20 protein-coding genes and 1 pseudogene are annotated in these 23,544 nt (G+C 43.0%); 10 read left to right on the forward strand and 11 right to left on the reverse strand.

Features of this window, described 5'->3' with window-relative positions:
• Positions 1–23: 23 nt before the first annotated feature.
• Together AC4CUZ_RS09840 and AC4CUZ_RS09845 are read right to left on the reverse strand one after the other, a co-directional pair.
• The gene (locus tag AC4CUZ_RS09840; protein ID WP_490747157.1) at positions 24–518 is read right to left on the reverse strand and encodes an IS630 family transposase; all 495 of its coding nucleotides are present in this window, start codon (positions 516–518) and stop codon (positions 24–26) included.
• Positions 519–565: 47 nt separating this feature from the next.
• Positions 566–871 carry an IS630 transposase-related protein gene (locus AC4CUZ_RS09845; protein WP_000122230.1) on the reverse strand — a complete coding sequence of 102 codons (306 nt, stop codon included), beginning with the start codon at positions 869–871 and terminating at the stop codon, positions 566–568.
• 120 nt (positions 872–991) lie between these two features.
• On the opposite strand from AC4CUZ_RS09845, the gene AC4CUZ_RS09850 reads away from it, so the two are divergent.
• On the forward strand, positions 992–2,449 hold the full coding sequence (locus AC4CUZ_RS09850) for an OmpA family protein (protein WP_114836821.1): 1,458 nt from the start codon (positions 992–994) through the stop codon (positions 2,447–2,449).
• A gap of 111 nt (positions 2,450–2,560) precedes the next feature.
• Complete coding sequence (locus AC4CUZ_RS09855; RefSeq protein ID WP_490747540.1) at positions 2,561–3,586, forward strand: DUF1311 domain-containing protein; 1,026 nt, start codon at positions 2,561–2,563, stop codon at positions 3,584–3,586.
• A gap of 91 nt (positions 3,587–3,677) precedes the next feature.
• Here the strand turns inward: AC4CUZ_RS09855 and AC4CUZ_RS09860 are convergent, their stop codons facing one another.
• From AC4CUZ_RS09860 to AC4CUZ_RS09895, 8 genes are all read right to left on the reverse strand, one after another.
• Complete coding sequence (locus tag AC4CUZ_RS09860; protein ID WP_490747541.1) at positions 3,678–5,087, reverse strand: short-chain fatty acid transporter; 1,410 nt, start codon at positions 5,085–5,087, stop codon at positions 3,678–3,680.
• Between the two features lie 133 nt (positions 5,088–5,220).
• On the reverse strand, positions 5,221–5,850 hold the full coding sequence (locus AC4CUZ_RS09865; RefSeq protein ID WP_336955695.1) for a CoA transferase subunit B: 630 nt from the start codon (positions 5,848–5,850) through the stop codon (positions 5,221–5,223).
• A gap of 3 nt (positions 5,851–5,853) precedes the next feature.
• A complete protein-coding gene (locus AC4CUZ_RS09870) occupies positions 5,854–6,558 on the reverse strand; it encodes a CoA transferase subunit A (protein ID WP_159152895.1) in 705 nt (234 codons plus the stop codon).
• A 26-nt stretch (positions 6,559–6,584) separates the two neighbouring features.
• Positions 6,585–7,487 carry a hydroxymethylglutaryl-CoA lyase gene (locus tag AC4CUZ_RS09875; protein WP_490747542.1) on the reverse strand — a complete coding sequence of 301 codons (903 nt, stop codon included), beginning with the start codon at positions 7,485–7,487 and terminating at the stop codon, positions 6,585–6,587.
• Complete coding sequence (locus AC4CUZ_RS09880) at positions 7,484–9,475, reverse strand: acetyl/propionyl/methylcrotonyl-CoA carboxylase subunit alpha (RefSeq protein WP_490747543.1); 1,992 nt, start codon at positions 9,473–9,475, stop codon at positions 7,484–7,486. Before AC4CUZ_RS09880 ends, AC4CUZ_RS09875 begins: the two co-directional genes overlap by 4 nt.
• Positions 9,476–9,495: 20 nt before the next feature.
• Positions 9,496–10,290: an enoyl-CoA hydratase/isomerase family protein gene (locus tag AC4CUZ_RS09885; protein WP_490747544.1), complete on the reverse strand. Its 795-nt coding sequence runs from the start codon at positions 10,288–10,290 to the stop codon at positions 9,496–9,498.
• Between the two features lie 10 nt (positions 10,291–10,300).
• Positions 10,301–11,902: a carboxyl transferase domain-containing protein gene (locus tag AC4CUZ_RS09890; RefSeq protein WP_490747545.1), complete on the reverse strand. Its 1,602-nt coding sequence runs from the start codon at positions 11,900–11,902 to the stop codon at positions 10,301–10,303.
• Between the two features lie 36 nt (positions 11,903–11,938).
• Entirely contained in the window at positions 11,939–13,111 is a 1,173-nt protein-coding gene (locus tag AC4CUZ_RS09895; RefSeq protein ID WP_490747546.1) for an isovaleryl-CoA dehydrogenase, read from the reverse strand.
• Positions 13,112–13,259: 148 nt separating this feature from the next.
• Between AC4CUZ_RS09895 and AC4CUZ_RS09900 the strand changes: the two genes are divergently transcribed.
• The 7 genes from AC4CUZ_RS09900 to AC4CUZ_RS09930 all read left to right on the forward strand — a co-directional run bounded on the left by AC4CUZ_RS09900 (position 13,260) and on the right by AC4CUZ_RS09930 (position 20,117).
• A complete protein-coding gene (locus AC4CUZ_RS09900; RefSeq protein ID WP_004982268.1) occupies positions 13,260–13,886 on the forward strand; it encodes a TetR/AcrR family transcriptional regulator in 627 nt (208 codons plus the stop codon).
• A 100-nt stretch (positions 13,887–13,986) separates the two neighbouring features.
• Positions 13,987–15,675 (forward strand): AMP-binding protein, encoded by a 1,689-nt coding sequence (locus AC4CUZ_RS09905; RefSeq protein WP_005400597.1) that lies wholly within the window; start codon positions 13,987–13,989, stop codon positions 15,673–15,675.
• Positions 15,676–15,750: 75 nt separating this feature from the next.
• Positions 15,751–16,743: a biotin synthase BioB gene (gene bioB, locus AC4CUZ_RS09910; protein WP_490747547.1), complete on the forward strand. Its 993-nt coding sequence runs from the start codon at positions 15,751–15,753 to the stop codon at positions 16,741–16,743.
• A gap of 70 nt (positions 16,744–16,813) precedes the next feature.
• On the forward strand, positions 16,814–17,488 hold the full coding sequence (locus tag AC4CUZ_RS09915; protein WP_490747548.1) for a class I SAM-dependent methyltransferase: 675 nt from the start codon (positions 16,814–16,816) through the stop codon (positions 17,486–17,488).
• Between the two features lie 53 nt (positions 17,489–17,541).
• Positions 17,542–18,339 carry a thioesterase family protein gene (locus AC4CUZ_RS09920; RefSeq protein WP_004696223.1) on the forward strand — a complete coding sequence of 266 codons (798 nt, stop codon included), beginning with the start codon at positions 17,542–17,544 and terminating at the stop codon, positions 18,337–18,339.
• Positions 18,340–18,430: 91 nt separating this feature from the next.
• Positions 18,431–19,204, forward strand: coding sequence for a Rossmann-like and DUF2520 domain-containing protein (locus AC4CUZ_RS09925; protein WP_490747549.1), 774 nt, complete (start codon positions 18,431–18,433; stop codon positions 19,202–19,204).
• Positions 19,205–19,331: 127 nt separating this feature from the next.
• Positions 19,332–20,117: a fatty acid desaturase family protein gene (locus AC4CUZ_RS09930; RefSeq protein ID WP_490747550.1), complete on the forward strand. Its 786-nt coding sequence runs from the start codon at positions 19,332–19,334 to the stop codon at positions 20,115–20,117.
• Positions 20,118–20,170: 53 nt separating this feature from the next.
• On the opposite strand, the gene trmB is transcribed toward AC4CUZ_RS09930, so the two are convergent.
• Complete coding sequence (trmB, locus tag AC4CUZ_RS09935; RefSeq protein WP_005400603.1) at positions 20,171–20,887, reverse strand: tRNA (guanosine(46)-N7)-methyltransferase TrmB; 717 nt, start codon at positions 20,885–20,887, stop codon at positions 20,171–20,173.
• A gap of 192 nt (positions 20,888–21,079) precedes the next feature.
• Here trmB and AC4CUZ_RS09940 point away from each other — a divergent pair.
• Positions 21,080–23,534: pseudogene (locus AC4CUZ_RS09940) on the forward strand (ExeM/NucH family extracellular endonuclease).
• Positions 23,535–23,544: the final 10 nt, after the last annotated feature.

Below are 23,544 nucleotides of genomic sequence, written 5' to 3' on the forward strand. Positions count from 1 at the left end.
AGGTAAAACTGATGCAAATATAGTCAAACTACTTTATTATTCATACAAGATTCGAAAAAAACTCGAAATAACTCATCGACTGAGTCGATCAACCATTCTTTACGCTTACGTTTAACCCATGCCCACATCTGTTCTATAGGATTTAAATCAGGGCTGTATGCAGGAAGCCAAAGAATTTTATGCCCTTGTTGTTCCAATAACTCCTGAATATCTGCTCTTTTATGAAATGCTGCATTATCCATAACCACTACACTATTTTCTGGTAATGCCGGTATGAGGAATTGCTCAATCCAAAAATGAAAAACATCTGAATTGATTTTGCAGTCAAATAAACCGACTGAAAATAACTTACCCTCATGGATTGCTCCAATGGCATTGGTCTGATTCTTTAATTGCCAATTATATTGCCATAAACAGGGTACTCCTTTTCGTGAGTAGCCATGAGGTCTATAATCATGTGACTTAAAACCACTTTCATCCAGATAAATAATCGGATGGTTTTTTTCTAATTCATTCACTTGCAGAATAAATTTATCCCTAAGCTTTGTATCTGCTTTAGGATGGCTTAACGTCTTTTTTTAACTGTAATATTTAAGCGCTTTAATGCAGCACCAATAGATGAAACACCACAATTAAAACGTGCAGCACGTTCATATTGATAAGCATCAGGATACTTTTCAACATCTTCACGTAAAGCATCATCGTTAATTTTAGAAGGTTTACGTACACGAGTTTTTTTAATCTCTATACGTTTCTTCCATTCAACAATGGTATTTTTATTAATTTCAAATTGTGCAGCTACCGCTCGAATAGAATAACCTTCCTCAAGCTTAGCTAAAATTTTACGTCTAAAATGTTCTGAATAACTCATTGCACCATTGTATTGGTTTTATAATGATTTGACTATACAATATTTTACAAAGTGTAAAAAATGAACAGATAAACTGGAAAATGATGATGAAAACAATGAGAAAAAGTGGGGTAAGACTTCATGAATGTCGATTTTATGGATTTACTAAAACAAAATGTCTCTGCAATTGTTTTAGAGGGTGATACACAACATTTACTTGAAAAAAATCAAGCAATTCAATCCTTTTTACCAATTTTACTGTCTATATTAAAGTCAAAGTCTGAACTGATTCCTGCATTTCAACAGCAGTTGAATCCACGTCTTAATGATGCTTTTGCATCGAATGTCAGTCTCAAGCAACAGTTTTTGGATCATGTCCGCGGGGCAGCACCCGCAGATGAAATTGAAAGTACCTTGAGCCGTTCGATTACACCTGCATTAGCATTTTTAGCCACAGAGGCAGGCTCTTCAGAACCTGAAGCGATTTCCCATTTACTACAGGTCAACACGGATTCCATTAGTCGTGCGTTACCTGAGTGGGCAACTGCATTACTGGCTGGATTGGGGGTAAATACCTTACAAGGACAGGCTACACATGTCGCGCCTACAAGTGTACATGCTACAAAAGTAGATGAGAAACGGTCATTTTTACTGCCAATTTTGGCTTTAATTATTTTTGCGGCATTGTTTGCTTTTATTTTTAGAGCCTGTACCGACAAAGCCACGACTGAAACAATACCTGCTGCAAATGTGAATGCCAGCCAACCCGCTAAATTTCAAATCACCACTGGGGCAACAGGAGACTTGGTCACCTGCCAAATTTTCTCAGCCAATGCTGCTTATGTTGAAATTTTACAAAAAGAAGTAAAGCAAATTTTTAATAACAGCATCGGTTGTGGTGCAGATATGCAGAGTATGTATCACACTGAATTTATTGATCAAGATGCGATACCCAGTGTAATCAGTGCGTTGAAAGGTGTGCCCAATGTAAATTTAACATGGTTTGGCAATCAGTTATCGATTCAATCACAAGATCCAGCCAATGCACTTAAAGTGGCAGATCAAATTAAACCTTTACTGCGCAATATGACGGTTGTGACTCAGCAACCACTGGATGTAAACCGTGCTGTGGATACCAGTATTAGTGATGCTGAGCGTGCGCTGGCAGAAATTAATCCTGAGCAAGTTCGAGCACTAGACGTTGCCACGGCATTGAATTTGCAAATTATTAACTTTGATACAGCTTCATCGGCGATACCTGATGTCAATAAGTCGATTTTGGATCAGGCCGCAGCACTGATGCAAAAAGCACCGCAAGTCAAACTAACCGTGATGGGGCATACAGATGCAACGGGAGATGCGGCAGTCAATAAAACCTTGTCGCAAAATCGAGCACAAGCGGTGGTGGATTATTTAATTTTTAAAGGCGTCGATCCTGCGCAGTTGCGAGCGATTGGTTATGGTCAAGAAAAGCCAATAGCAGACAATCAAACTGATGAAGGTAAGTTTAAAAACCGCCGTATCGAGTTTGAGGTTTTAAATACAGACTCTGGTGTGGTGCGTGAAGTAGATGAACGTGGTGTAGAAAAGGTCAACTAAGTGATACTTTAACCCTGCTACGGCAGGGTTCTTTTATTTAGATACTCGCATAAAAGCTTATTTTTTGGTTAAATACGCTGCGAAAAACAACAGCCTTATGGTTTTATAACAATGATGAAGAACACAATTTTTGCCAGTCTAATCTTGAGCAGTTTATTTTTAAGTGCTTGTAACCGAACAGAGAATAAAACAGAAACGGTTGCTGAACCGCAAGAGATGCCAGATTGGAGTTGTACGGCTCCTGCCAATGTCGAACAAATTCAAGCGCATTTAAAAGCTGAATACTTAAAAGCCCTAGACCGCCGTTTGCGTGATAGCCGTGAATATGAGGCCGATGAAAAATTATTAACACAGATTAATAACGGTATTCGTTTTGAAATTAAAGGGATTTCAACGACCACAGAAAAGCCTGAAACTGCGAAGCAATTGGATTGTGAAAGTCAGTTGGTGGTGATTTTCCCGAAAGGGTTACAGAAACGTGCTGAAAATGCGTTTTTAGCGCGTCCATGCGAAGAGTGTGAGGACGGTTATCAAAGTACTTTGCGTGATGTCTTAGAAGAGGGGGAATATTCACTCAACTTAGACAATGATCAGCTACAAGGTGCATTTAGCTATAACATCATTAAAACGGATAAAGAAGGCATTAGCCTGAATGTACCCAATCAAAATGGCGTGATTGATGGTGTAGTGTTGGTGACTCAGCATGCGGTTCAGTTTGCGGCATATGAAAAAGAAAATGCAGAAATACAAAAGAATATAAAACAATATAATGAGCAAGAAGTTGCGCAGATGGAACTGGCACAGAAAGCCATGAATATTCGTAAGAAAGAACTGGACGCTGACCAAGTCAAAGTGGTGGAACGTCTGAACCAAACTTGGGACAATTTCACTGAGGAACAAAAACAGCAGCTACAACAAGACCAAACGGAGTGGTTTGAAAAGCGTGATGTGGACTGTAAAGTGATTTCCCAAAAAAGTGTCTACCAAATGACGGATAGTGAAAAAGAAACTTATCAAAAGCAGTCGCAATATTGGGATGATGCTTTACGTGCCCAAGATCAACAATTGCAATATACCAAGTGCTTTAACCAAAAAACTAATGAGCGCATTGTGTATTTAAATAATGTGTTTAATTAATTGGACTACATTAAAAATACGCTTTATAGAATGAGAAAAGGACGAATATGATTCGTCCTTTTTTATTTAGATTGTGTTTTTTGTCCCTCGTTTAGAAGGTAGGTGGCATATAGGTCAGGCTACGACCTAAAATCCAAAGTAGGAACAGCACCAAAGGCAGATGGAAAACCAATTGAGTGACGGTAAAGCCAATCACATCTTTGGCTTTTAATTTGAGAATGCCAAGCATGGGCAGCATAAAAAATGGGTTGATTAAATTCGGCAAGGCTTCAGCAGCATTATAGATTTGCACCGACCAGCCCAAATGCACTTTTAAATCATGTGCTGCTTGCATGACATAGGGTGCTTCAATAATCCATTTACCGCCGCCAGAAGGAATGAAAAAGCCTAAAATGGCAGAATATAAGCCCATCACAATGGCAAAGGTCTCTTTGGAGGCAATCGAAACAAAAAACTCAGCAATATAATGTGATAGCGACAAATCATGACTGTTCAAGGCTTGCGTCATCATAAAGGCGATACTGCCATACAGCGGAAACTGAATCAGGACCCCTGAGACTGCTGGCACGGCTTTGGTGACAGCATTGAGGAAATTTCGTGGCGTACCATGCAGTGCAATACCCAGCATGAGGAAAATAAAGTTGTAGGTATTTAGGCTTGAAATGGCCAAGATCGGATTACTTTTGCTGAATTCATTGAACATCCAAACCAACCCCAAGAGCACAATCAAGATACTCAATAAAGGCGAGTTCTCTAACCAGTCTCCTGGGCGTTTTGTGGTTGCTGTCGGCTTAGTTTCTTCCTCAAACTGGATGGGGAATTGATCAATGGTTTTAATGTCTTGCCCTTTGGGTGCAGACCAAAATGCAATAGCAATCGAGGCAATAATCAATACAGCCGTCATGATCATCGACTGTGGCAAGAAAATGGTTTCGGTGAAGGGAATCACGCCCGTTAGATTGTAAATCGATTCGGGCAGGCTGGCTTTGTTGGCTTGCAGTTGTGCCGCAGAAGAACTAATACCTAAGGCCCACGTCGCGCCCATACCAATAATCGCGGCAGCAGCAGCAGCACGATAGTCCATATTGAGTTCTTTGCGTTTAGCTAAAGCAATCACCAGCAGGGCAGTTAGTACTGTACTCATGGCCCAGTTAATCAGCGAAATTAATAAACTGACCGTGGCAACAAGTACAATTGCACCGCGGCCACTATGGGGGATTCGAGCCATTTTTTGAATCAATAGCTCTACAGGTTTTGAAACAGAAACCACGTAACCAACCACAATCAGCATACACATTTGTAAGGTAAAAGGGATCAGACTCCAAAAACCATCACCAAAGAACACTGCGACATCTTTGGCAGGTGCGCCAATGCTGATCGAAGCAATCGCGACGATCACGACACCCAATAGGGCAAAAATATAAGAGTCTGGAAACCATTTCTCCGACCAATCACTGACACGTAGTGCAAAACGTTGCAAAATATTTTGAGAGTTTTCCATGCATTGATTCCATTTTTATCGATGAGGTATGAATTTTTGATTCAGCCTATCCGTGCTGATAGAAATGCCTTTAAAACAGGATCGCTGCTTTAAAGGCATTGGATTATTTTTTTATTGTATAGAGGATGTCGAATTAGCGGATCAGAGCAACACCCGTCACTTTCTGAATATCTTCAAAACTGACATCTTTCGCCAGTTCAACTAATTTCACACCTTCCTGTGTAATGTCCATGACACCGAGATCAGTAATCACGCGATGTACGACATTTTTGCCTGTAAGCGGCAGGCTACACTGCTCGACAATTTTCGGCGTGCCATCTTTTGCAGAGTGTTCCATGAGCACCACCACTTTTTGTACTCCAGCCACCAAATCCATTGCGCCGCCCATGCCTTTGACTTTTTTACCCGGAATCATCCAGTTGGCCAAATCGCCATTTTGTGAGACTTCCATGGCCCCTAAAATGGCGATATTGACATGACCTCCACGGATCATGGCAAAAGACTCTGCACTAGAGAAAAATGCGGCTCCCTGACGTGCAGTAACGGTTTGTTTTCCGGCGTTAATTAAATCGGCATCGACTGTTTCGGCTGTTGGAAACTCGCCAATACCCAATAATCCATTTTCAGACTGCAACCAGACGTTGACGTTTTCAGGAATATAGTTGGCCACCAGTGTGGGTAAGCCGATGCCTAAATTGACATAAAAACCATCTTCCAGCTCAAGCGCTGCACGTTGTGCCATTTCATTACGAGACCAAGCCATGGGTTAAGCCTCCTCTTTTAATGTGAGTTGTTCGATACGTTTTTCAGGGTTTGCATTCAGCACAATGCGATTGACATAAATACCTGGCAGGTGAATCTGGTCTGGATCTAAAGCGCCAATTTCAACAATTTCCTCAACTTCGACAATGCAGACTTTTCCAGCCATTGCACATACAGGGTTAAAGTTTTGTGCGGTTTTACGGAAAATTAAGTTACCTGCAGTATCGGCCTTGTACGCCTTCACGAGTGCAATGTCTGCGGTGAGCGAGTTTTCTAGAATATATGGTTTGCCATTAAACTCACGCTCTTCTTTGCCTTCGGCAATGAGCGTGCCGACGCCTGTTGCGGTAAAGAAGGCAGGGATACCTGCACCTCCAGCACGGAGTTTTTCTGCCAGTGTACCTTGAGGGGTGAGCTCTACTTCAAGCTCACCACTTAAGAACTGACGTTCAAATTCTTTGTTTTCACCTACATAGGAAGCAATCATTTTTTTGATTTGTTTGCTTTCTAATAAGAGTCCTAAGCCGAAACCATCGACGCCTGCATTGTTCGAAATACAGGTGAGGTTTTTCACGCCCGTTTGTTTTAAGGCTGTAATTAGACTTTCTGGAATACCGCATAAACCAAAGCCACCAACCGCTAGGGTTTGACCATCTTGAACTACATCTTGCAGTGCGTCCTTTGCACTTGAATAAACTTTATTGACCATAGTGTTCTCGTTATCAATTGAATGGCTTAGGCACAGCGCTTTTGCCAGTAGGCATTGGCATAGTTAGATGGATTGGTGCGTTGTAGCACTTGGCTGATGTTTTGGCTGGCAATCATCAGTGCATCAAGATCAATCCCTGTGTCATAGCCCATGTTGGAGAGTAGGTAGTAAAGGTCTTCTGTGGAGACATTGCCCGATGCACCTTTGGCATAAGGGCAGCCACCTAGACCTGCAATGGACGAATCAAATACACGAATGCCTTGTTCTAAAGACTGGTAAATATTGGCAATGGCCAAGCCATAGGTATTATGAAAATGTCCTGCTAAACTCGGCGCATCCATTTCAGCTAAACATGCCTGCCAGACTTTTTTCACGCGGTCTGGTGTCGCCGTGCCAATCGTTTCACCTAAGGACACTTCATAGCAGCCCATGTCCAGCAAACGTTGACTGACGTGTGCAACTTTGCTCGGTGCAATTTCGCCTTCATAGGGGCAGTCCACAATACAAGACACATAACCACGTACTTTGATGTTATGAGCTTTAGCAGCAGTCATAATGTCTGCAAACTTTTCAAAGCTTTCATCAATGGAGCAATTGATGTTTTTTTGGGTAAAGCTTTCGGAAGCTGCGGTAAAAACGGCAACCTCCTGACAGCCGACTGCCAAAGCAGACTCAAACCCTTTCAAGTTCGGAGTCAGTAAACTAAAACTGATATTCAGATCTTTGGGTAAGCTGGCAAAGAGTTCATCACTCTGTGCCATTTGTGGAACCCACTTTGCAGAGACGCAAGAGCCCACTTCAATGGCACGGAGTCCTGTCTGCATTAAATCTAAAATCAGTTTGCGACGGTCATCCAAGGTGAGAGGTGTCTTTTCATTTTGCAAACCATCTCGCGGTCCGACTTCGACAATTTTGACAAATTCATTCATGCGGCACCTTCCAAGCTTGAAAACTCAACCAATTCATCACCCGCTTTGACCTGATCACCGACTTGGAAGTAAGCTGCAGAGACAATGCCATCATGTGGAGCACGAATTGAATATTCAATTTTCATCGCTTCAAGCGTGAGGAGGACATCATCTTTTTTCACTGCGCTGTTGTTTTGTACCAAGACTTGCGTAATCACACCCGGCATTGGTGCTTTTAAGTTATTGGCATCAGAAGCATCATCTTCAGTATTAAAGTTAGGCTGAATATGTGCAAATTTATAGCTTTGACCGTCTGCATACAGGGTTAGGCCCTGTGCATTTGAACTATAAGCATACGTCTTTTTGCTTGTTGCACATTCAATTTTAGCTAAATGTGCCTCTAACAATTCACCCTGAATGAAAACGCTATTTCCATTGTACTTCGCTGTAAAGCCTTTTGCTGTTGGGCTGAAATAGACTTTATGTTCTTCATCGTTTAGTGCCAGTTTAATGGCATAGCTAGCATTAATATTTAAACGCCATAGAGACTCGGCTTGCCATACAGGATTTGCAGCTGTTTTATTGCTGGCAAAACGGGACAAGAGTTCAATCAATGCTGCCGTAATGATGAGCTCTGAAGAGGCTGTTTCGTTGTGTTGCAGTAAAAACGCTTCTTCACGTTGAATTAAGTTGGTGTCTAGATTGGCGGTTTTAAAAGACTCTGAACGGACCAAACGGTCTAAGAATGCAATGTTATTGCCCAAGCCATCGACATGAAATTGACTGAGAGCATGGTGCATCTGGGTGAGTGCTGCTTCACGATTCTTGGCCCAAACAATTAATTTGGCAATCATTGGATCGTAAAAAGTCGTAATTTCATCCCCTTCAACAATGCCACTGTCTACGCGGACATGTTCATTTTGCTGAGGGTAGTGCAGGTAGTGGATTTTCCCAATCGCAGGTAAGAAACCTTTTTCAGGTTCTTCAGCATAGACACGTGCTTCTAATGCATGACCATGAATACTGAGCTCGTGTTGTTGTTTAGGCAGTGGTTCACCAAAAGCTACACGTAGTTGCCATTCCACCAAATCCTGCCCTGTAATCATCTCTGTTACAGGATGCTCAACTTGCAGGCGAGTATTCATTTCCATGAAATACGCCGTGCCGTCTTGTTCCACAATAAACTCAACTGTCCCTGCACCGACATAATCCACTGCACGTGCTGCATCAATAGCGGCTTGGCGCATGGCTTCGAGTTTTGGCTCTGCCATTTTGGGTGCAGGTGCTTCTTCTAGTACTTTTTGATGGCGACGTTGTACCGAACAATCGCGTTCAAATAGGTGCACATAGTTACCATGTGTATCACCAAAAACTTGTACTTCAATATGGCGCGGTTGTACTACATAGCGTTCAACCAGAACATCGTCATTGCCAAAGCTTGAACGTGCCTCACTTTTACATGAAACCAAATGGCTTAAAAAGTCTTCGCCTCGATCAACCAAACGCATGCCTTTACCACCACCGCCAGCACTGGCTTTAATCAGCACAGGGTAGCCAATGGCATCGGCTTGTTGTTTTAAAAAATCAGGGTCTTGGTTGGTGCCATGGTAACCCGGTGTCAGCGGTACACCTGCTTTTTCCATTAACGATTTAGAAGTGGCTTTCAGGCCCATGGCTAAAATGGCATCTACGGGTGGACCAATAAAGACAATGTTGTTTTTTTGGCAGGCATTGGCAAATTGGTCATTTTCAGATAAAAAGCCATAACCCGGATGAATCGCTTCTGCACCTGTGTCTAAGGCAGCTTGGATAATACGTTCAATTTGTAGATAGCTTTGTGCAGCAGGGGATTCGCCGATATAAATGGCTTCGTCGGCTTGTTGCACGTGCTGTGCTTGAGCGTCAGCATCTGAATAGACTGCAACGGTGGCAATGCCCATTTTTTTTGCAGTTCGGATCACACGACAAGCAATTTCACCACGGTTCGCAATTAAGATTTTATTAAACATATCGATATCCTTTCTTGTTGTTATGCCGTCGTCTTGATCCAGACTGGACTGTGTTTATTTAAAAAAGCATTTAAGCCATTTTTCGCCTCTGATCCTTGGCGTACATGGGCAATATGTTGTGCGGTTTGCAACAATAATGCTTCAGTTAACACTTGCTGGTCGACCATTTGGATGAGTTGTTTTGAAGCAGTTTGTGCTGCTGGCCCACCCAAAAGTAAGGCATCGACCATTTCTGCGACTTTTTCATCTAACTGTTTAGCATCGGCCACCACATGCGCCAGACCAATGTGTAGGGCTTGCTCCGCAGAAATACGCTCTGCGGTTAAAAAGTAGCGTGAAGCCTGACGTGCACCAATCGCACGAATCACATAAGGGCTAATGGTTGAAGGGGCTAAACCTAAGCGAACTTCAGAGGTCGCAAACTTAGCATCGCTGCTTGCGACACAAATATCACATGCAGAAGCCAGTCCCATGCCACCACCAAAAGCAATGCCTTGCACACGGGCAATGGTTGGTTGTTTTAATGTTGCTAAACTTTGTAGCATTTTCGCCAGTTTTAATGCATCGGCTTCATTTTCAGCCTGTGAGGCTTGTCCTGCTTCTTTCATCCAGTTCAGGTCAGCACCCGCTGAGAAGCTTTTGCCACGTCCAGCTAAAATCACCACACGGACATCATCACGTGTGTTGAGTTCGCTAAAGCAGCGGTGCAGTTCTTCAATCACTTGAGTATTGAAGGCATTATGCATTTCTGCACGATTAATCCATATCGTTGCCACTTGGTCGCGTTGTTCGAGTTGTAAATATTGAAAGCTCATCGCTCATCTCCTACATGCGGAACACGCCGAATTTGGTCGGTTGAATGGGTGCATTTAAGGCTGCGGCTAAACTTAAACCGAGCACCTGACGGCTTTGTGCAGGGTCAATCACACCGTCATCCCATAAACGCGCCGATGCATAATATGGATGGCCTTGTCGTTCAAACTGATCGCGAAAAGGTTGTTTAAAATCATCTTCTTCTGCCGCAGACCAAGACTCGCCACGTTTTTCGATTTGATCACGCTTTAAGGTCGATAATACACTTGCCGCTTGTTCACCACCCATGACCGAAATACGCGAGTTTGGCCATGTCCACATGAAGCGTGGAGAATAGGCACGACCACACATACCGTAGTTGCCTGCACCAAATGAACCACCAATCACAAGGGTAAGTTTCGGCACGTTCGCAGTTGCAACAGCCATGACCAGTTTAGCGCCATTTTTGGCAATGCCTTCATTTTCATATTGGCGACCGACCATAAAGCCAGTGATGTTCTGGAGGAACAGCAGGGGAATATTGCGCTGCGTACAGAGCTCAATAAAGTGAGCCCCTTTCTGTGCAGACTCTGAAAATAAAATACCGTTGTTGGCAATAATGCCAACGGGCATGCCGTAGATTTTGGCAAAACCTGTGACTAAGGTGGTGCCAAAGCGAGCTTTGAATTCATCAAAACGTGAACCATCGACAATGCGCGCAATCACTTCACGAATATCGAATGGCTTTCGTGCATCACTTGGCACAACACCATACAGTTCTGTTGCATCAAATAACGGTTCTTCAATATCTGTTGCACGTGTATGTGGTGTTTTATTTAGGTTGGCCACGATATTACGAGCAATGGCAATGGCATGTTCGTCGTTCTCAGCCAAATGATCCGCCACACCAGACAGGCGAGTATGCACATCACCACCACCTAAGTCTTCACTGCTAACCACTTCACCCGTTGCTGCTTTCACCAATGGTGGGCCACCTAAGAAAATCGTCCCTTGATTACGCACAATAATGGTTTCATCAGACATGGCAGGTACGTAAGCACCCCCAGCTGTACAGCTCCCCATGACCACCGCAATTTGGGCAACTCCCATGCTCGACATGCGTGCTTGGTTATAGAAAATACGGCCAAAGTGATCACGGTCAGGGAAAACTTCATCCTGCATCGGCAAATATGCACCGCCTGAGTCAACCAAATAAATACATGGCAGATGGTTTTGCTCCGCAATTTCTTGAGCACGTAAGTGTTTTTTCACAGTCAGTGGGTAGTACGTGCCGCCTTTTACTGTCGCATCGTTGGCGACGATCATACAGGTCACACCATTGACCTGACCTACACCAGCAACGACACCAGCCGCAGGCACATCGTCTGCGTAGACGTTTTGTGCTGCCAACTGACCAATTTCAAGGAATGCCGTGCCTGCATCAATTAACTGATCAATACGATCACGTGCTAACAGTTTTCCGCGTGCCAAATGTTTTTGTCGCGCCGCTTCACCACCGCCTAAAGCAATTTGTTCTGCTTTTTGCTTTAAGTCATCGACCAAGCTTTGCATCGCGGTTTGGTTGGTTTTGAAGTCTTCACTTCGAATATTGATCTTGCTATGTAATTGATTCATCACGAACATCCTTGTCATTTTTATTGTTGTGGAGGGTTAAGCTGTTTCATTAAACAGTTCACGGCCAATCAACATACGGCGAATTTCAGAAGTTCCCGCACCAATTTCATAGAGTTTTGCATCGCGCCATAGACGGCCTGCAGAAAATTCATTGATATAACCATTTCCACCTAAGGTCTGAATGGTTTCACCCGCCATCCACGTGGCTTTTTCCGCGGCATATAAAATTGCACTGGCTGCATCTTTACGTAGGCTACGGCTATGGTCAGCCTTGTCGCACTCAGCACCCACGGCATAAACCAACGCTTTACATGCCAACCAAGTCGAATACATATCGGCAATTTTTCCTTGCATTAGCTGGAACTCACCGAGCGCTTGGCCGAATTGTTTACGGTCATGGATATAGGGAATCACGGTGTCCATGCAGGCATCCATAATGCCTAAAGGACCTGCGCTTAAAACCGCACGCTCATAGTCCAAACCACTCATGAGCACTTTCGTGCCGTTTCCTACACCGCCCATCACGTTTTCTTTTGGCACTTTCACGTTGTCAAAGAACAGCGGGTAAGTGTTCGAACCACGCATACCCAACTTGTCTAAATGTGTGCCATGACTAAAACCTTCCATGCCTTTTTCTACAAGGAAGGCTGTCATGCCTTTAGCGCCTGCATGCAGATCAGTTTTGGCATACACCACAAGCACATCAGCATCACCACCATTGGTGATCCACATTTTTGAACCATTTAACAGGAAGTGATCGCCACAATCTTCAGCTTTGAGTTTCATGCTGACTACGTCTGAGCCTGCGTTTGGTTCAGACATGGCAAGTGCACCGACGTATTCACCTGAAATTAGTTTAGGTAAATAGCGCTGCTTTTGTTCCTCGCTGCCATTTCGGTTAATTTGATTCACACATAGGTTAGAATGTGCACCATAAGAAAGACCTATCGAAGCTGAAGCACGTGAGATTTCTTGCATGGCAATGATATGCGCTAAATAACCTAGACCTGTACCGCCATATTCTTCACTGACGGTCAGACCGAGTAAGCCCATATCGCCAAATTTTTTCCACAACTGAGCTGGAAATTCGTTGTTCTGATCGACTTGTTGCGCAATAGGAGTAATTTCCTTGGCACAAAAAGCCTCAACGGAATCACGCAGTGCAATGAGTGTTTCATCTAAACCGAAATTTAAGCTTTGTAGGGTCATTTCTTCATTCGTCCTATGAGTGTATTTATTGTTCCTGATAAAGCATTTTTGTTGTGCTTGATTTTTACAATACATCGAATTTTTAAAAAAGTGAACTAAAATTCACAAATTGATTTACAATTCATTTTATCTGGTTGAGAATAGAATTATGAGTTATAAAAGATCATCGTTGATGCAAGAACGAATGGAACAAAATCGTGAAGCGATTTTGCAATCCGCTCGTGAACTTATTGCTCAAGGGGGGATTAAAGACGCGCAAATTCAAGCAATTGCTGAACGCGCGGGTGTTTCGAGTGGTTTGGTGTATCGATACTTCGATAACAAAAGCCAAGTGTTAATTGAGGTTTTGTCTGAGGCCATTCAGCATGAGGTGAAAATTTTAAATCACATTGCTGAAAGTGAGCTCTCGTCAAAACAGAAATTGGACAAGGCGGTAACCACGTTTGTGAAACGTGCCATGAATAGCCCCCAACTAGCGTATTCACTCATGTTTGAACCAGTCGATGCTGAGTTAGAACATGAACGTTTTCGCAGTAAACAGCTGATTAAACAGAGCATCAAAGAAATACTGGCCGCAGGGAAAATTAACGGTGAGTTTGGATTTGAAGATTTAAATACCGCAGCACTTTGTGTGGTCGGCGCCATGACCTTTGTGGTGATTGAACCTTTAAATCCGTCTCGAAATGTGATGTTTGATCAAAACTATAAAGACTACTTTGTGAAACAAATTGCCGAATTTTGTGTCAATGCAGTTCAGGTTCAGGAGGAAAAATAGTAGCAGGTGTGAACACAAAGGCTTGGTGTTTGAAGGGAAGTAGTCATAGAACAATTAAAGTTGAATAACAAGATTACAATGAATCAAGGAGATCGATTCGATGACACAAGAACGGTTAAGTTATGCCTATGGAACGAGCAGTCAGCCCCTATTAGGCATGACGATTGGTGAGAAATTTGATCAGGCTTGTCAGCAGTATGCGGAACAAGATGCTGTTGTCAGCCTGCATCAAAATGTCAGACTCACGTATAAGGAATTACAAGCTCAGGTCAATGCGTTTGCCTGTAGTTTACTAAAACTGGGCTTGAAGAAAGGCGATCGACTTGCGATTTGGTCACCGAACTGTGTGGAATGGACGATTACCCAGTTTGCTGCGTTTAAAGCAGGTATCATTTTAGTCAACTTGAACCCTGCCTATAAAAGTAATGAGCTCGAATATGTGTTGAATAAAGTTTCTTGTAAGGGCTTGGTCATTGCATCGCAATTTAAAAGCACGAATTATCAAGATATTTTAATGAAAATTGCCCCTGAAATTAAAGGTGCTGAAAATAAAGTGTTAAAGGCAGAACGACTGCCACATTTGAAATATATTATTAAAATTGATGAAGAAGAGCATACGGGTTTGCATCGTTTTAGCGATTTGCTTACTCCCCCCAGCAAGAGACAGCTCAATCAATTAGAGCTTGTTGCAAGCGAATCGCAGTTTGATGAAACCATCAATATCCAGTTTACTTCGGGCACCACAGGTAACCCGAAAGGCACAATGCTGACACATAATAATATTCTCAATAATGGTTATTTTGTTGGTGAAGCCATTCACTTAAGTCCTGCCGATCGAGTCTGTATTTCTGTACCGCTCTTTCACTGTTTCGGTATGGTGATGGGCAATTTGGCCTGCATTACGCATGGTTCAACCATGGTCTATCCATCGGCGGTGTTCAATCCTTTAGAAACGTTAAAAGCCATTCAGCAAGAAAAATGTACGGCCGCATACGGTGTACCGACCATGTTCATTGCCATTTTAGAGCATGAACAGTTTGATGATTTTGATCTTTCTAGTTTACGTACAGGCATTATGGCGGGTAGTCCGTGTCCACGTGAAATTATGCAACGTGTTATTGATCGGATGCATATGTCTGAAATTACCATTTGCTATGGTATGACTGAAACGGCACCGGTTAGTGCACAAAGTTCAACTTCAGATTCAGTTGAACAACGGGTCGGAACCGTGGGGCGTGTCCATCCACATCTTGAAATTAAAATTGTTGATGAACAAGGCAAAGTTGTGCCGCGCGGTCAGTTGGGTGAACTGTGTGTTCGTGGCTATTCGGTAATGTTGGGGTATTGGGAAGACCATGAGAAGTCACAAGAAGTGATTGATTCAGCACGTTGGATGCATACAGGTGACATCGCAGAAATGGACGAAGCAGGCTTTGTGAAAATTAAAGGCCGAATTAAGGATGTGGTCATTCGTGGCGGAGAAAACTTATTCCCGAAAGAAATCGAGGACTTTTTATATACCCATCCTGATGTCAGTGATGTCCAAGTCATTGGTCTGCCAGATGCACGTTATGGTGAAGAGTTGTGTGCTTGTATTATTTTACATGAGCATCATGAAATTACTGAAGAGTCGATCCGTCAGTACTGTGCGGAACACATTTCACACAATAAAGTTCCACGTTATGTTCGGTTTTTTAATGAGTTCCCAATGACAGCTTCGGGCAAAGCGCAGAAGTTTAAATTGCAGGAATTTATGCGTAATGAACTGGATTTGAAAGAAATCGCATAAGGTTGAAGACGGACTTTCCTTTTGCTGGGTTAAAGCCAAAGGAAAGTCCGAAGTGAAAAGCAAAAGGAATAGCATATGCACCTGAGAAATGATTGGACTCGCGCTGAAATACAAGCAATCTACCAACAGCCTTTTTTAGATTTGGTCTTTCAAGCACAGCAAATTCATCGTCAGTACTTTGAAGCGAATGCCATTCAAGTCAGTACTTTACTGTCGATCAAAACAGGTAAATGCCCTGAAGACTGCAAATACTGTTCACAGTCTGCGCGCTATGACTCAAAGCTTGAAGCTGAAAAAAGAATTGCGGTTGAAAAGGTCATTAGCGAAGCACAGCAGGCGAAGGCCTCGGGTTCTACACGGTTTTGTATGGGCGCGGCATGGCGAAATCCACATGAGCGCGATATGCCTTATGTCTTGGATATGGTGCGTGAAGTCAAAGCTTTGGGTTTAGAAACCTGTATGACGCTAGGCATGCTGAATGCCTCTCAAGCCGAACGTTTAAAAGGTGCAGGACTCGATTATTACAACCATAACTTAGACACGTCGCGTGAGTACTATCCTAATGTGATTAGTACCCGTAGTTTTGATGACCGTTTGGATACCTTAAGTCATGTTCGAGAGGCAGGCTTAAAAGTATGTAGTGGCGGGATTGTTGGCCTAGGCGAAGAGACCAAAGATCGAATTGGGTTATTGTTTGAATTGGCGACTTTACCGATACATCCTGAGTCTGTGCCGATCAACATGCTGGTTCCAATGCAAGGTACGCCTTTGGCAGAAGTTGAAAAGTTAGATGTGACAGAGTGGATTCGCACTATTGCGGTAGCGCGCATTATTATGCCGAAAAGCTATATTCGTCTGTCCGCGGGACGTGAATCGTTGTCCGATGCCGATCAAGCTTTGGCTTTTATGGCCGGTGCAAATTCATTGTTTTCTGGTGAAAAATTGCTGACTACGCCAAATACGGCACAAGGCAAGGATCAACAACTCTTTCAAAAACTGGGTTTACATGCAGAAAAAGCCAAACCCCAACTTGCTGAGTTAACGGTCGATGCTATGGCTGTGGCTTAAGTGCTAGAACATGTGGTCATGAACGTGTAGATTTAGGGCGACGAATAAAAGTAGATGAGTGAACAATAAAATGGCGAAAGACTTTCAGAGTCAAACTGTAGTGGATGGTTATGATCAACATATTCGTAAGCTCATTCCAGGTTATGAGTTGGTTCATCTGCAAATTCAAGCCATTTTAAAAACACATCTACCAGAACATGCGCATGTATTGATTGTGGGGTGTGGTACAGGTTATGAGCTTTCATATTTGTTGGCGCAGCATCCAACGTGGAGTTTTACCGCGGTTGACCCATCTTTGACCATGATTGAAAAAGCGCAGCAGTTATTGAACACGACCCATGGTGATTTAACACGGGTTCGCTTTGTGCATGGCGATACGACGGCATTACAGGAAAGTGCACAGTTTGATGCCGCTTTAGTCATATTGGTGGCGCATTTTATTCCACTTGAAGCAAAGCCATTCTTCTTTGCCGATATTTTACGCTGTCTTAAAACACAAGCTATTTTACTGAGCTATGACCTGATGCGTTCCAGTGATGACACTGAACTCAAGGTTTTACAAACCTTATGTCAGAGCAATGGTTTGACGGTGGTACAGAGTGAAAAAATGATTGAGCGGCTACAACAAGATTTTTATTTGGTTTCGGCCAGCCAGATGCGAGAGCTTCTGACTAAAGTTGGATTTAATGAAGTACGAACTTATAGTCAACTGTTGAATTATTATGGTTTTTTTGCACAAAAGTAAAAACCAATGGCAGTGAAAAGATCCATTTTAAAGATAAGAATGAAGGAATACACATGGCAGCCTATTATCAACTTTTAAATCGTGAACAGCACAGTGATGGGAGCTGTACGGCGTCTTATCTTTCCAATATTCATGCACAAGGCGCATGGAACCCGCATGAACAGCACATGGCACCTGCAACAGGGGTTTTATGTGCGGAGTTAGAGCAGTTTCAACCACGCGATGAGATGCGCATTGGACGCGTGAGTTTAGATATTTTTGGACTGATCGCTTTTGGTGAGTTTACGGTGCATACCCGTGTCATTCGTGCTGGAAAAACCATTGAACTGATCGAGGCAGAAATGCAGGCAAACGGGAAGACTTGTATTGTGGCCCGTGCTTGGAAAATGATGAAGCAAGATACCAGTGCAATTGCAGGGCTAGAAGATCAATCGATTGTACATCCTGAAACTTTGCCAGTATGGGATGGGATGAAATGTTGGCCGGGTGGTTATATCCAAAGTATTGAGACACGTGCGGCAGAAGGGCACCGTGCTGGTAAAGGCATTGTCTGGTTACATAATGATTTGGACATGGTGGAAGCTCAGGACACATCAAGTTTTGTGCGCTTATTGGGTATGGTGGATACAGCCAATGGTATTGTGCCACGTCAAAATCCAGCATCTGGATGGGGCTTTCCCAATTTAGACTTACAACTGCATTTATACCGTTTACCCCAAGGGAAATGGTTAGGTTTGGAAGCGACTCAGCAATATGGTGATGATGGTATTGGCTTAACCAGTGCGGTTTTGCACGATGAACAAGGGCCATTTGGCCGTAGTGAACAGATTTTGACCCTGCGTAAGTTTTAGTTGGTCAGTATCAATTTAATAAAAAAAGGATGAATTGCTTCATCCTTTTTTTATTGGCATGCTGTAGGCACTTTAAAATAGTGAAATGAAGATGCGGATCAGTTTAATTGGAGCGGGGCGGGTGGCTCATCATTTGGCTAAAGCCCTGATGTCTCAGCATGAAATCATCAATATTTATAGCCGAAGCTTCGACAAAGCTGCGGATTTAGCGCAAGTCGTACATGCAAAGGCGGTCAGTCATTTTCAGCAGTTAAATGTTGATGTGGATTTGGTGATTATTGCAGTAAGTGATCAGTCTATTCCGAGTGTGATTTCGGCCTTGACTGAATATCTGCCGAATGTGTTGATTGTACATACTTCGGGGAGTACAGCTCTTTCAGTTTTGGCGACGAAACATGCACGTGCAGGAGTTTTTTATCCCTTACAGACCTTTAGCTTAGAACGTGAAATTGATTGGTCAAATACACCGTTGTTTGTAGAAGCCACTGAAAATACGGATCTTCAAAGACTACATATACTGGCAGAAAGCCTGAGCCAACGCGTGTATAGCTACAGCTCTGCGCAGCGTCTAAGTTTGCATTTAGCGGCTGTCTTTGCCTGTAATTTTAGTAATTATTGTTATGACATGGCGAAACAAGTGGTGGATGCAGAGCAGGTCGATTTTAATCTGCTACAACCATTGATCTTAGAAACCGCACAGAAAGCTATACAGAATGATCCGAAGCAGATGCAAACTGGCCCTGCGATGCGTCAGGATCAGAATATTCTAAAGATGCATCAACAGATGCTTGCACAAGCTCAACGAGCAGATCTTGCTGAAGTGTATGCTTTAATGAGTCAGCAGATTAGTCAACGTCACCGTTGACATTCAATATAATAAACGAAGAAATGAATCACAAAGAACAAGCAAAGCCACTGAAAACGTGGCTTTTTTTATGCCCTAAGATTCGGTACAGTGTTGCTTAAAATAAATACAAACAAATAGAGGGTATATGCGTTCACATTCATTATTAGAACAAGTGCAGTGGAAAGATCTCGTTCAGTTAGGCCGTAGCGATGTGATTAGTGAGTTATTTATCTCTTTACCGTGGTTGATCGTCTCTTTCATTTTTGCAGGTTTACAGTGGTATGTCTTGGCGCTGTTTTGCTCGTTTATGTTTTTTTTAACAGGGCTCAGACAGGTGCATAACGCCTTTCATTTTGCCTTAGGTATTAGTCGACCTGCGACCCATTGGGTCATGTTTGTTTTGAGCATCATCATGCTCGGTTCGATGCATGCGGTACAAATTAATCACCTCCGCCACCATCAGCACTGTATGCAGGACGAAGATATTGAAGCGAAAAGTGCAACCATGAAGTGGTGGCAAGCTTTGCTTTTTGGTCCAGTTTTTCCATGGATGTTGCATAAAAAAGCCTTTGAGGTTGGGACTAAAACGCAGAAAAAATGGATGTTTTCTGAGCTGGTTGCCAACGTCATTGTATTGTTTTTGGTTTCTGTGGTCTTGGATATCAGTATTTTAAAATACCATGTCAGTGCTATGTTGATTGGGCAATGTATGACGGCATTTTTTGCGGTATGGATGGTGCATCATGATACGGAAGATCATGTGTATATGGCGCGTACTGTGCGTAATGAGTTTAAACGGGTCGTGACCTACAACATGTTTTATCATGTGGAACATCATTTGTTTCCCGCAGTGCCGACACGACGTTTACATATTTTGGCAAAACGTTTGGATGAACATGATCCAACGGTTGAAATTCGGCATGTGTTTTAAAACATCGTACATAAAAATAGGGCTCTCGGCCCTATTTTTATGAGATCTGAAATTTATTTAATTTTCTTAAATAAGAAGTCGTTGATCTTATGACCTTCTTCGAGTCCACGACGTTCAAATTTAGTTTGTGGACGCCAGTCTGGACGTGGGTAGCTGTTGCCTTTACCTGCCATATTTTCAAGATTTGGACGGTTATCGAGTACATCAATCATCCATTCTGCATACGGTTCCCAGTCTGTCGCTGCGTGGAATGTGCCACCCATTTCCAACTTTTGCTCAACCAGTGGCATACGGTCATGTGACACAAAACGACGTTTGAAGTGACGTTTTTTCTGCCATGGGTCTGGGAAGTACAGTTGCACAGCATTGATGCTGTTGTCTGGCATTTCACGTAAGACTTGAATGGCGTCTGCATCTAAAAGACGAAGATTGGTTAAGCCTGCAATTCCAGCTTCATACACACATTGCGCGATCCCTGGAACATGCACTTCAATCCCGACATAGTTACGTTCAGGGTTGGCCTGCGCCATCAAGACCAATGAACGTCCCATACCAAAGCCAATTTCAACCGTGAGCGGGCGCTCTGGATGTTCAAACTGTTGGCGTAGGTCACCTACAGGGTATTCCAAAATCATGTGACCATATTGTTCAAGCGCAGTGCGTTGCGAGGTGTTCAGCGGAGATGAACGACGCATAAATGTCACAATTTCGCGGTGTTCATTTAAGTTGTCTAGCTCGACGACTTGCTGGTCTAATTGATCATTCGTCATAATTTTGGCAGATGTAGAAATTCGAAAGCGGTATTGTAAGTCCTGAGCAGGACAAGTCAAATTTTTTACTCAGAATTTATTAAATTCAACACCACCATGTTTGCGCAGCCTAGAAATTGTCATCATTTATTAATCATGATGTAACGAATAAAAATTAACCTGCCATCTGATTTAACCAATTGATAAAAAATGATGAAAAATTTTAAGCCACAGATATTAAGCCTGGGCCTGATTTTGGCGGGTTGTTCCTTTCCTGCGTATGCACAGCTATTGTTTAGTCAGTATGTAGATGGAAGCAAAAATAAGAAAGGATTGGAAATTTATAATCCAGATCCGACGACAGTCAACTTGGCAGAATATCAGATCAAGCAATACGCAAATGGCGAGACCAGTGCAAATTTGACAGTGAGTTTGACAGGTCAATTGGCGGCAAAGGGGCATTATTTGGTCGGGCATTCTGCTTTAAAAGAAGCTCTAGGCGATGCGGTGCAACAGCAGGCGAACTTAGCTTTCAATGGTGACGACACTTTGGTGCTTTATCATAATCGCGTTGCGATTGACCGCTTTGGCACAGTGGGTGAACGCCCAAGCACTGGATGGGGTGGTGTTGCAACAGCGAATAGTTTTAAACGCACACTATTAAGTAATCATGTTTCTAGTAGGGGGATAGACGTTACCGCACCATTTGATTTGGTATCGGCATGGGAAAAATGGTCAGACCGAAATGCATTTTCCAGTTATCTGGCTGGAAGTACTGCACCGCCGCTAACCACTGTGAGCTGTAGTACGACAGCTACCCCAATTGCAGCATTGCAAAGTGCAGCGCAAGATGTGGAATATGTGGTGAAAGGCGTAATTACGGCTGATTATCGTTATAACAATGGTTTCTCAGGTTTCTTTGTACAAACATCAGATGTTCAAGCCCAAGCCAATACCAGTAATGCGGTGTTTGTCTATGTTCCCTCTTCAAGTAGCGTGACAGGTGGGCAAGTCGGGCAGGAAGTCATTTTCAAAGGCAAATTGAAAACCTATCAAAACCAATTACAGCTTCAAGATTTAAGCAGCGATATTAATGTCTGTAATCCTTCGGCGAGTGACTTGGTTAAGCCAATGGCGATCAATTTGCCCTTTGATAATTTGACTGAAATGTCAGGCCATGCACCAAAACGCTATCAAGGCATGTTGGTCAATATTCCTCAAACGCTCACGGTCAGTGAAAACTATGACTATGGACGTTATGGTCAGTTGGCTTTAAGCCCCGCGCGTTTATATATCCCAACCAATTTATATCCTGCCAACTCAACGGAAGCCAAAGCGCTTGCACAACAGAATTTACGTTCTAAACTTATTTTGGATGATGGCTATAACAATCAGAACAGAACACCGTGGTTGCCAACGTCCTTTAGTGCTAAAAACACGCTACGTACAGGTGCACAACTGCAAAATGTACAAGGCATTTTAGAATACCGCTATAACCAATGGCGAATTCAACCTGTGCTTGGTGCAACAGCGCCACAAGTCTTAGACGCGACAAACAAACCCACGTGCAAGCGTTCCAGCAAAGGCTACACAGCAAGTTCGTGTTGCAGCATTTAATGTACTGAATTATGACAATGGTTTGGCACAAGGTTTTCCTACGGAACGTGGTGCAAGTTCCGAAGCTGAGTTTAAAAAGCAACATCAGAAAATTGTCAGTGCATTAAAAGCGATTGATGCAGATGTTTATGGTCTGATGGAAATTGCCAACAATGGTTATGGCGAGCGTAGCGCAGTTGCTTATTTAGCTCAGGCGCTTGGAAGCGACTGGAAATATGTAACGCCTCCGAATGCTGACAAACTTGGAACCGATGCGATTGCTGTTGCCATTATTTAAAATGCTAAGCGCGTCAAACCAATCAATGAAGCAGCGGTCTTTGATGACCAGAGTCAGAAAAACCGAGTCACGATGGCGCAAACCTTTCAAGCTCTATCAGGCGGGAAGACTTTTACGGTTATTCCGAACCATTTGAAATCTAAAGGTAGCTGTCCAGATGATAAAACCTCGATAGAGGCAGATCAGGGCGACGGTCAAGGTTGCTGGAATCCAACCCGCGTTAAAGCGGTGCAAGCGTTAATGCAATGGGTTGCAAAAAATCCAACGCAGGTGAGTAAACCAAATGTCTTACTGTTGGGTGATCTGAACAGTTATGCCAAAGAAGATCCCATTTTGGCGCTTGAACAAGCCAACTATAAAGTGCTGTTGAATGATGAAAAAATTGGTCAGGGGAAAACTGCTTATAGCTATGTCTTTGGTGTAGCCAGTAATACTCAAGGTTATGGTGGTGCAGGAAATCTAGATCATGCGATTGCTGATGCAGCACTTTATCCATTGGTGAAAAAAGCATTTGCATGGCATATCAATGCAGATGAACCGACCGCATTAGACTATAACGAAGAATATAAAACGGAGGAGCAAATTGTTGCATTCTATGCGGACGATGCTTACCGCTCTTCTGACCATGATCCTGTGATTGTAGATTTAGACTTAAACGATGCAGTCGTTAACGATGATAAAACCAGTGCGGGAAGTACAGGGCTGTGGACTGCATTAGGATTAATTAGTTTGGCCTTGTATGGCAGTCTAAGACGCCGCAAAAATCAGTCTTAACTCGCTTTAT

It is taken from the genome of Acinetobacter sp. 789_lipA, assembly GCF_058242845.1.

What these genes read in the sequence shown, in the direction of transcription:
- AC4CUZ_RS09845 (WP_000122230.1), bottom strand. Translation starts at nt 871, where the DNA reads ATGAGTTATTCAGAACATTTTAGACGTAAAATTTTAGCTAAGCTTGAG.
- AC4CUZ_RS09850 (WP_114836821.1), top strand. Translation starts at nt 992, where the DNA reads ATGAATGTCGATTTTATGGATTTACTAAAACAAAATGTCTCTGCAATT.
- AC4CUZ_RS09855 (WP_490747540.1), top strand. Translation starts at nt 2,561, where the DNA reads ATGATGAAGAACACAATTTTTGCCAGTCTAATCTTGAGCAGTTTATTT.
- AC4CUZ_RS09860 (WP_490747541.1), bottom strand. Translation starts at nt 5,087, where the DNA reads ATGGAAAACTCTCAAAATATTTTGCAACGTTTTGCACTACGTGTCAGT.
- AC4CUZ_RS09865 (WP_336955695.1), bottom strand. Translation starts at nt 5,850, where the DNA reads ATGGCTTGGTCTCGTAATGAAATGGCACAACGTGCAGCGCTTGAGCTG.
- AC4CUZ_RS09870 (WP_159152895.1), bottom strand. Translation starts at nt 6,558, where the DNA reads ATGGTCAATAAAGTTTATTCAAGTGCAAAGGACGCACTGCAAGATGTA.
- AC4CUZ_RS09875 (WP_490747542.1), bottom strand. Translation starts at nt 7,487, where the DNA reads ATGAATGAATTTGTCAAAATTGTCGAAGTCGGACCGCGAGATGGTTTG.
- AC4CUZ_RS09880 (WP_490747543.1), bottom strand. Translation starts at nt 9,475, where the DNA reads ATGTTTAATAAAATCTTAATTGCGAACCGTGGTGAAATTGCTTGTCGT.
- AC4CUZ_RS09885 (WP_490747544.1), bottom strand. Translation starts at nt 10,290, where the DNA reads ATGAGCTTTCAATATTTACAACTCGAACAACGCGACCAAGTGGCAACG.
- AC4CUZ_RS09890 (WP_490747545.1), bottom strand. Translation starts at nt 11,902, where the DNA reads ATGAATCAATTACATAGCAAGATCAATATTCGAAGTGAAGACTTCAAA.
- AC4CUZ_RS09895 (WP_490747546.1), bottom strand. Translation starts at nt 13,111, where the DNA reads ATGACCCTACAAAGCTTAAATTTCGGTTTAGATGAAACACTCATTGCA.
- AC4CUZ_RS09900 (WP_004982268.1), top strand. Translation starts at nt 13,260, where the DNA reads ATGAGTTATAAAAGATCATCGTTGATGCAAGAACGAATGGAACAAAAT.
- AC4CUZ_RS09905 (WP_005400597.1), top strand. Translation starts at nt 13,987, where the DNA reads ATGACACAAGAACGGTTAAGTTATGCCTATGGAACGAGCAGTCAGCCC.
- bioB (WP_490747547.1), top strand. Translation starts at nt 15,751, where the DNA reads ATGCACCTGAGAAATGATTGGACTCGCGCTGAAATACAAGCAATCTAC.
- AC4CUZ_RS09915 (WP_490747548.1), top strand. Translation starts at nt 16,814, where the DNA reads ATGGCGAAAGACTTTCAGAGTCAAACTGTAGTGGATGGTTATGATCAA.
- AC4CUZ_RS09920 (WP_004696223.1), top strand. Translation starts at nt 17,542, where the DNA reads ATGGCAGCCTATTATCAACTTTTAAATCGTGAACAGCACAGTGATGGG.
- AC4CUZ_RS09925 (WP_490747549.1), top strand. Translation starts at nt 18,431, where the DNA reads ATGCGGATCAGTTTAATTGGAGCGGGGCGGGTGGCTCATCATTTGGCT.
- AC4CUZ_RS09930 (WP_490747550.1), top strand. Translation starts at nt 19,332, where the DNA reads ATGCGTTCACATTCATTATTAGAACAAGTGCAGTGGAAAGATCTCGTT.
- trmB (WP_005400603.1), bottom strand. Translation starts at nt 20,887, where the DNA reads ATGACGAATGATCAATTAGACCAGCAAGTCGTCGAGCTAGACAACTTA.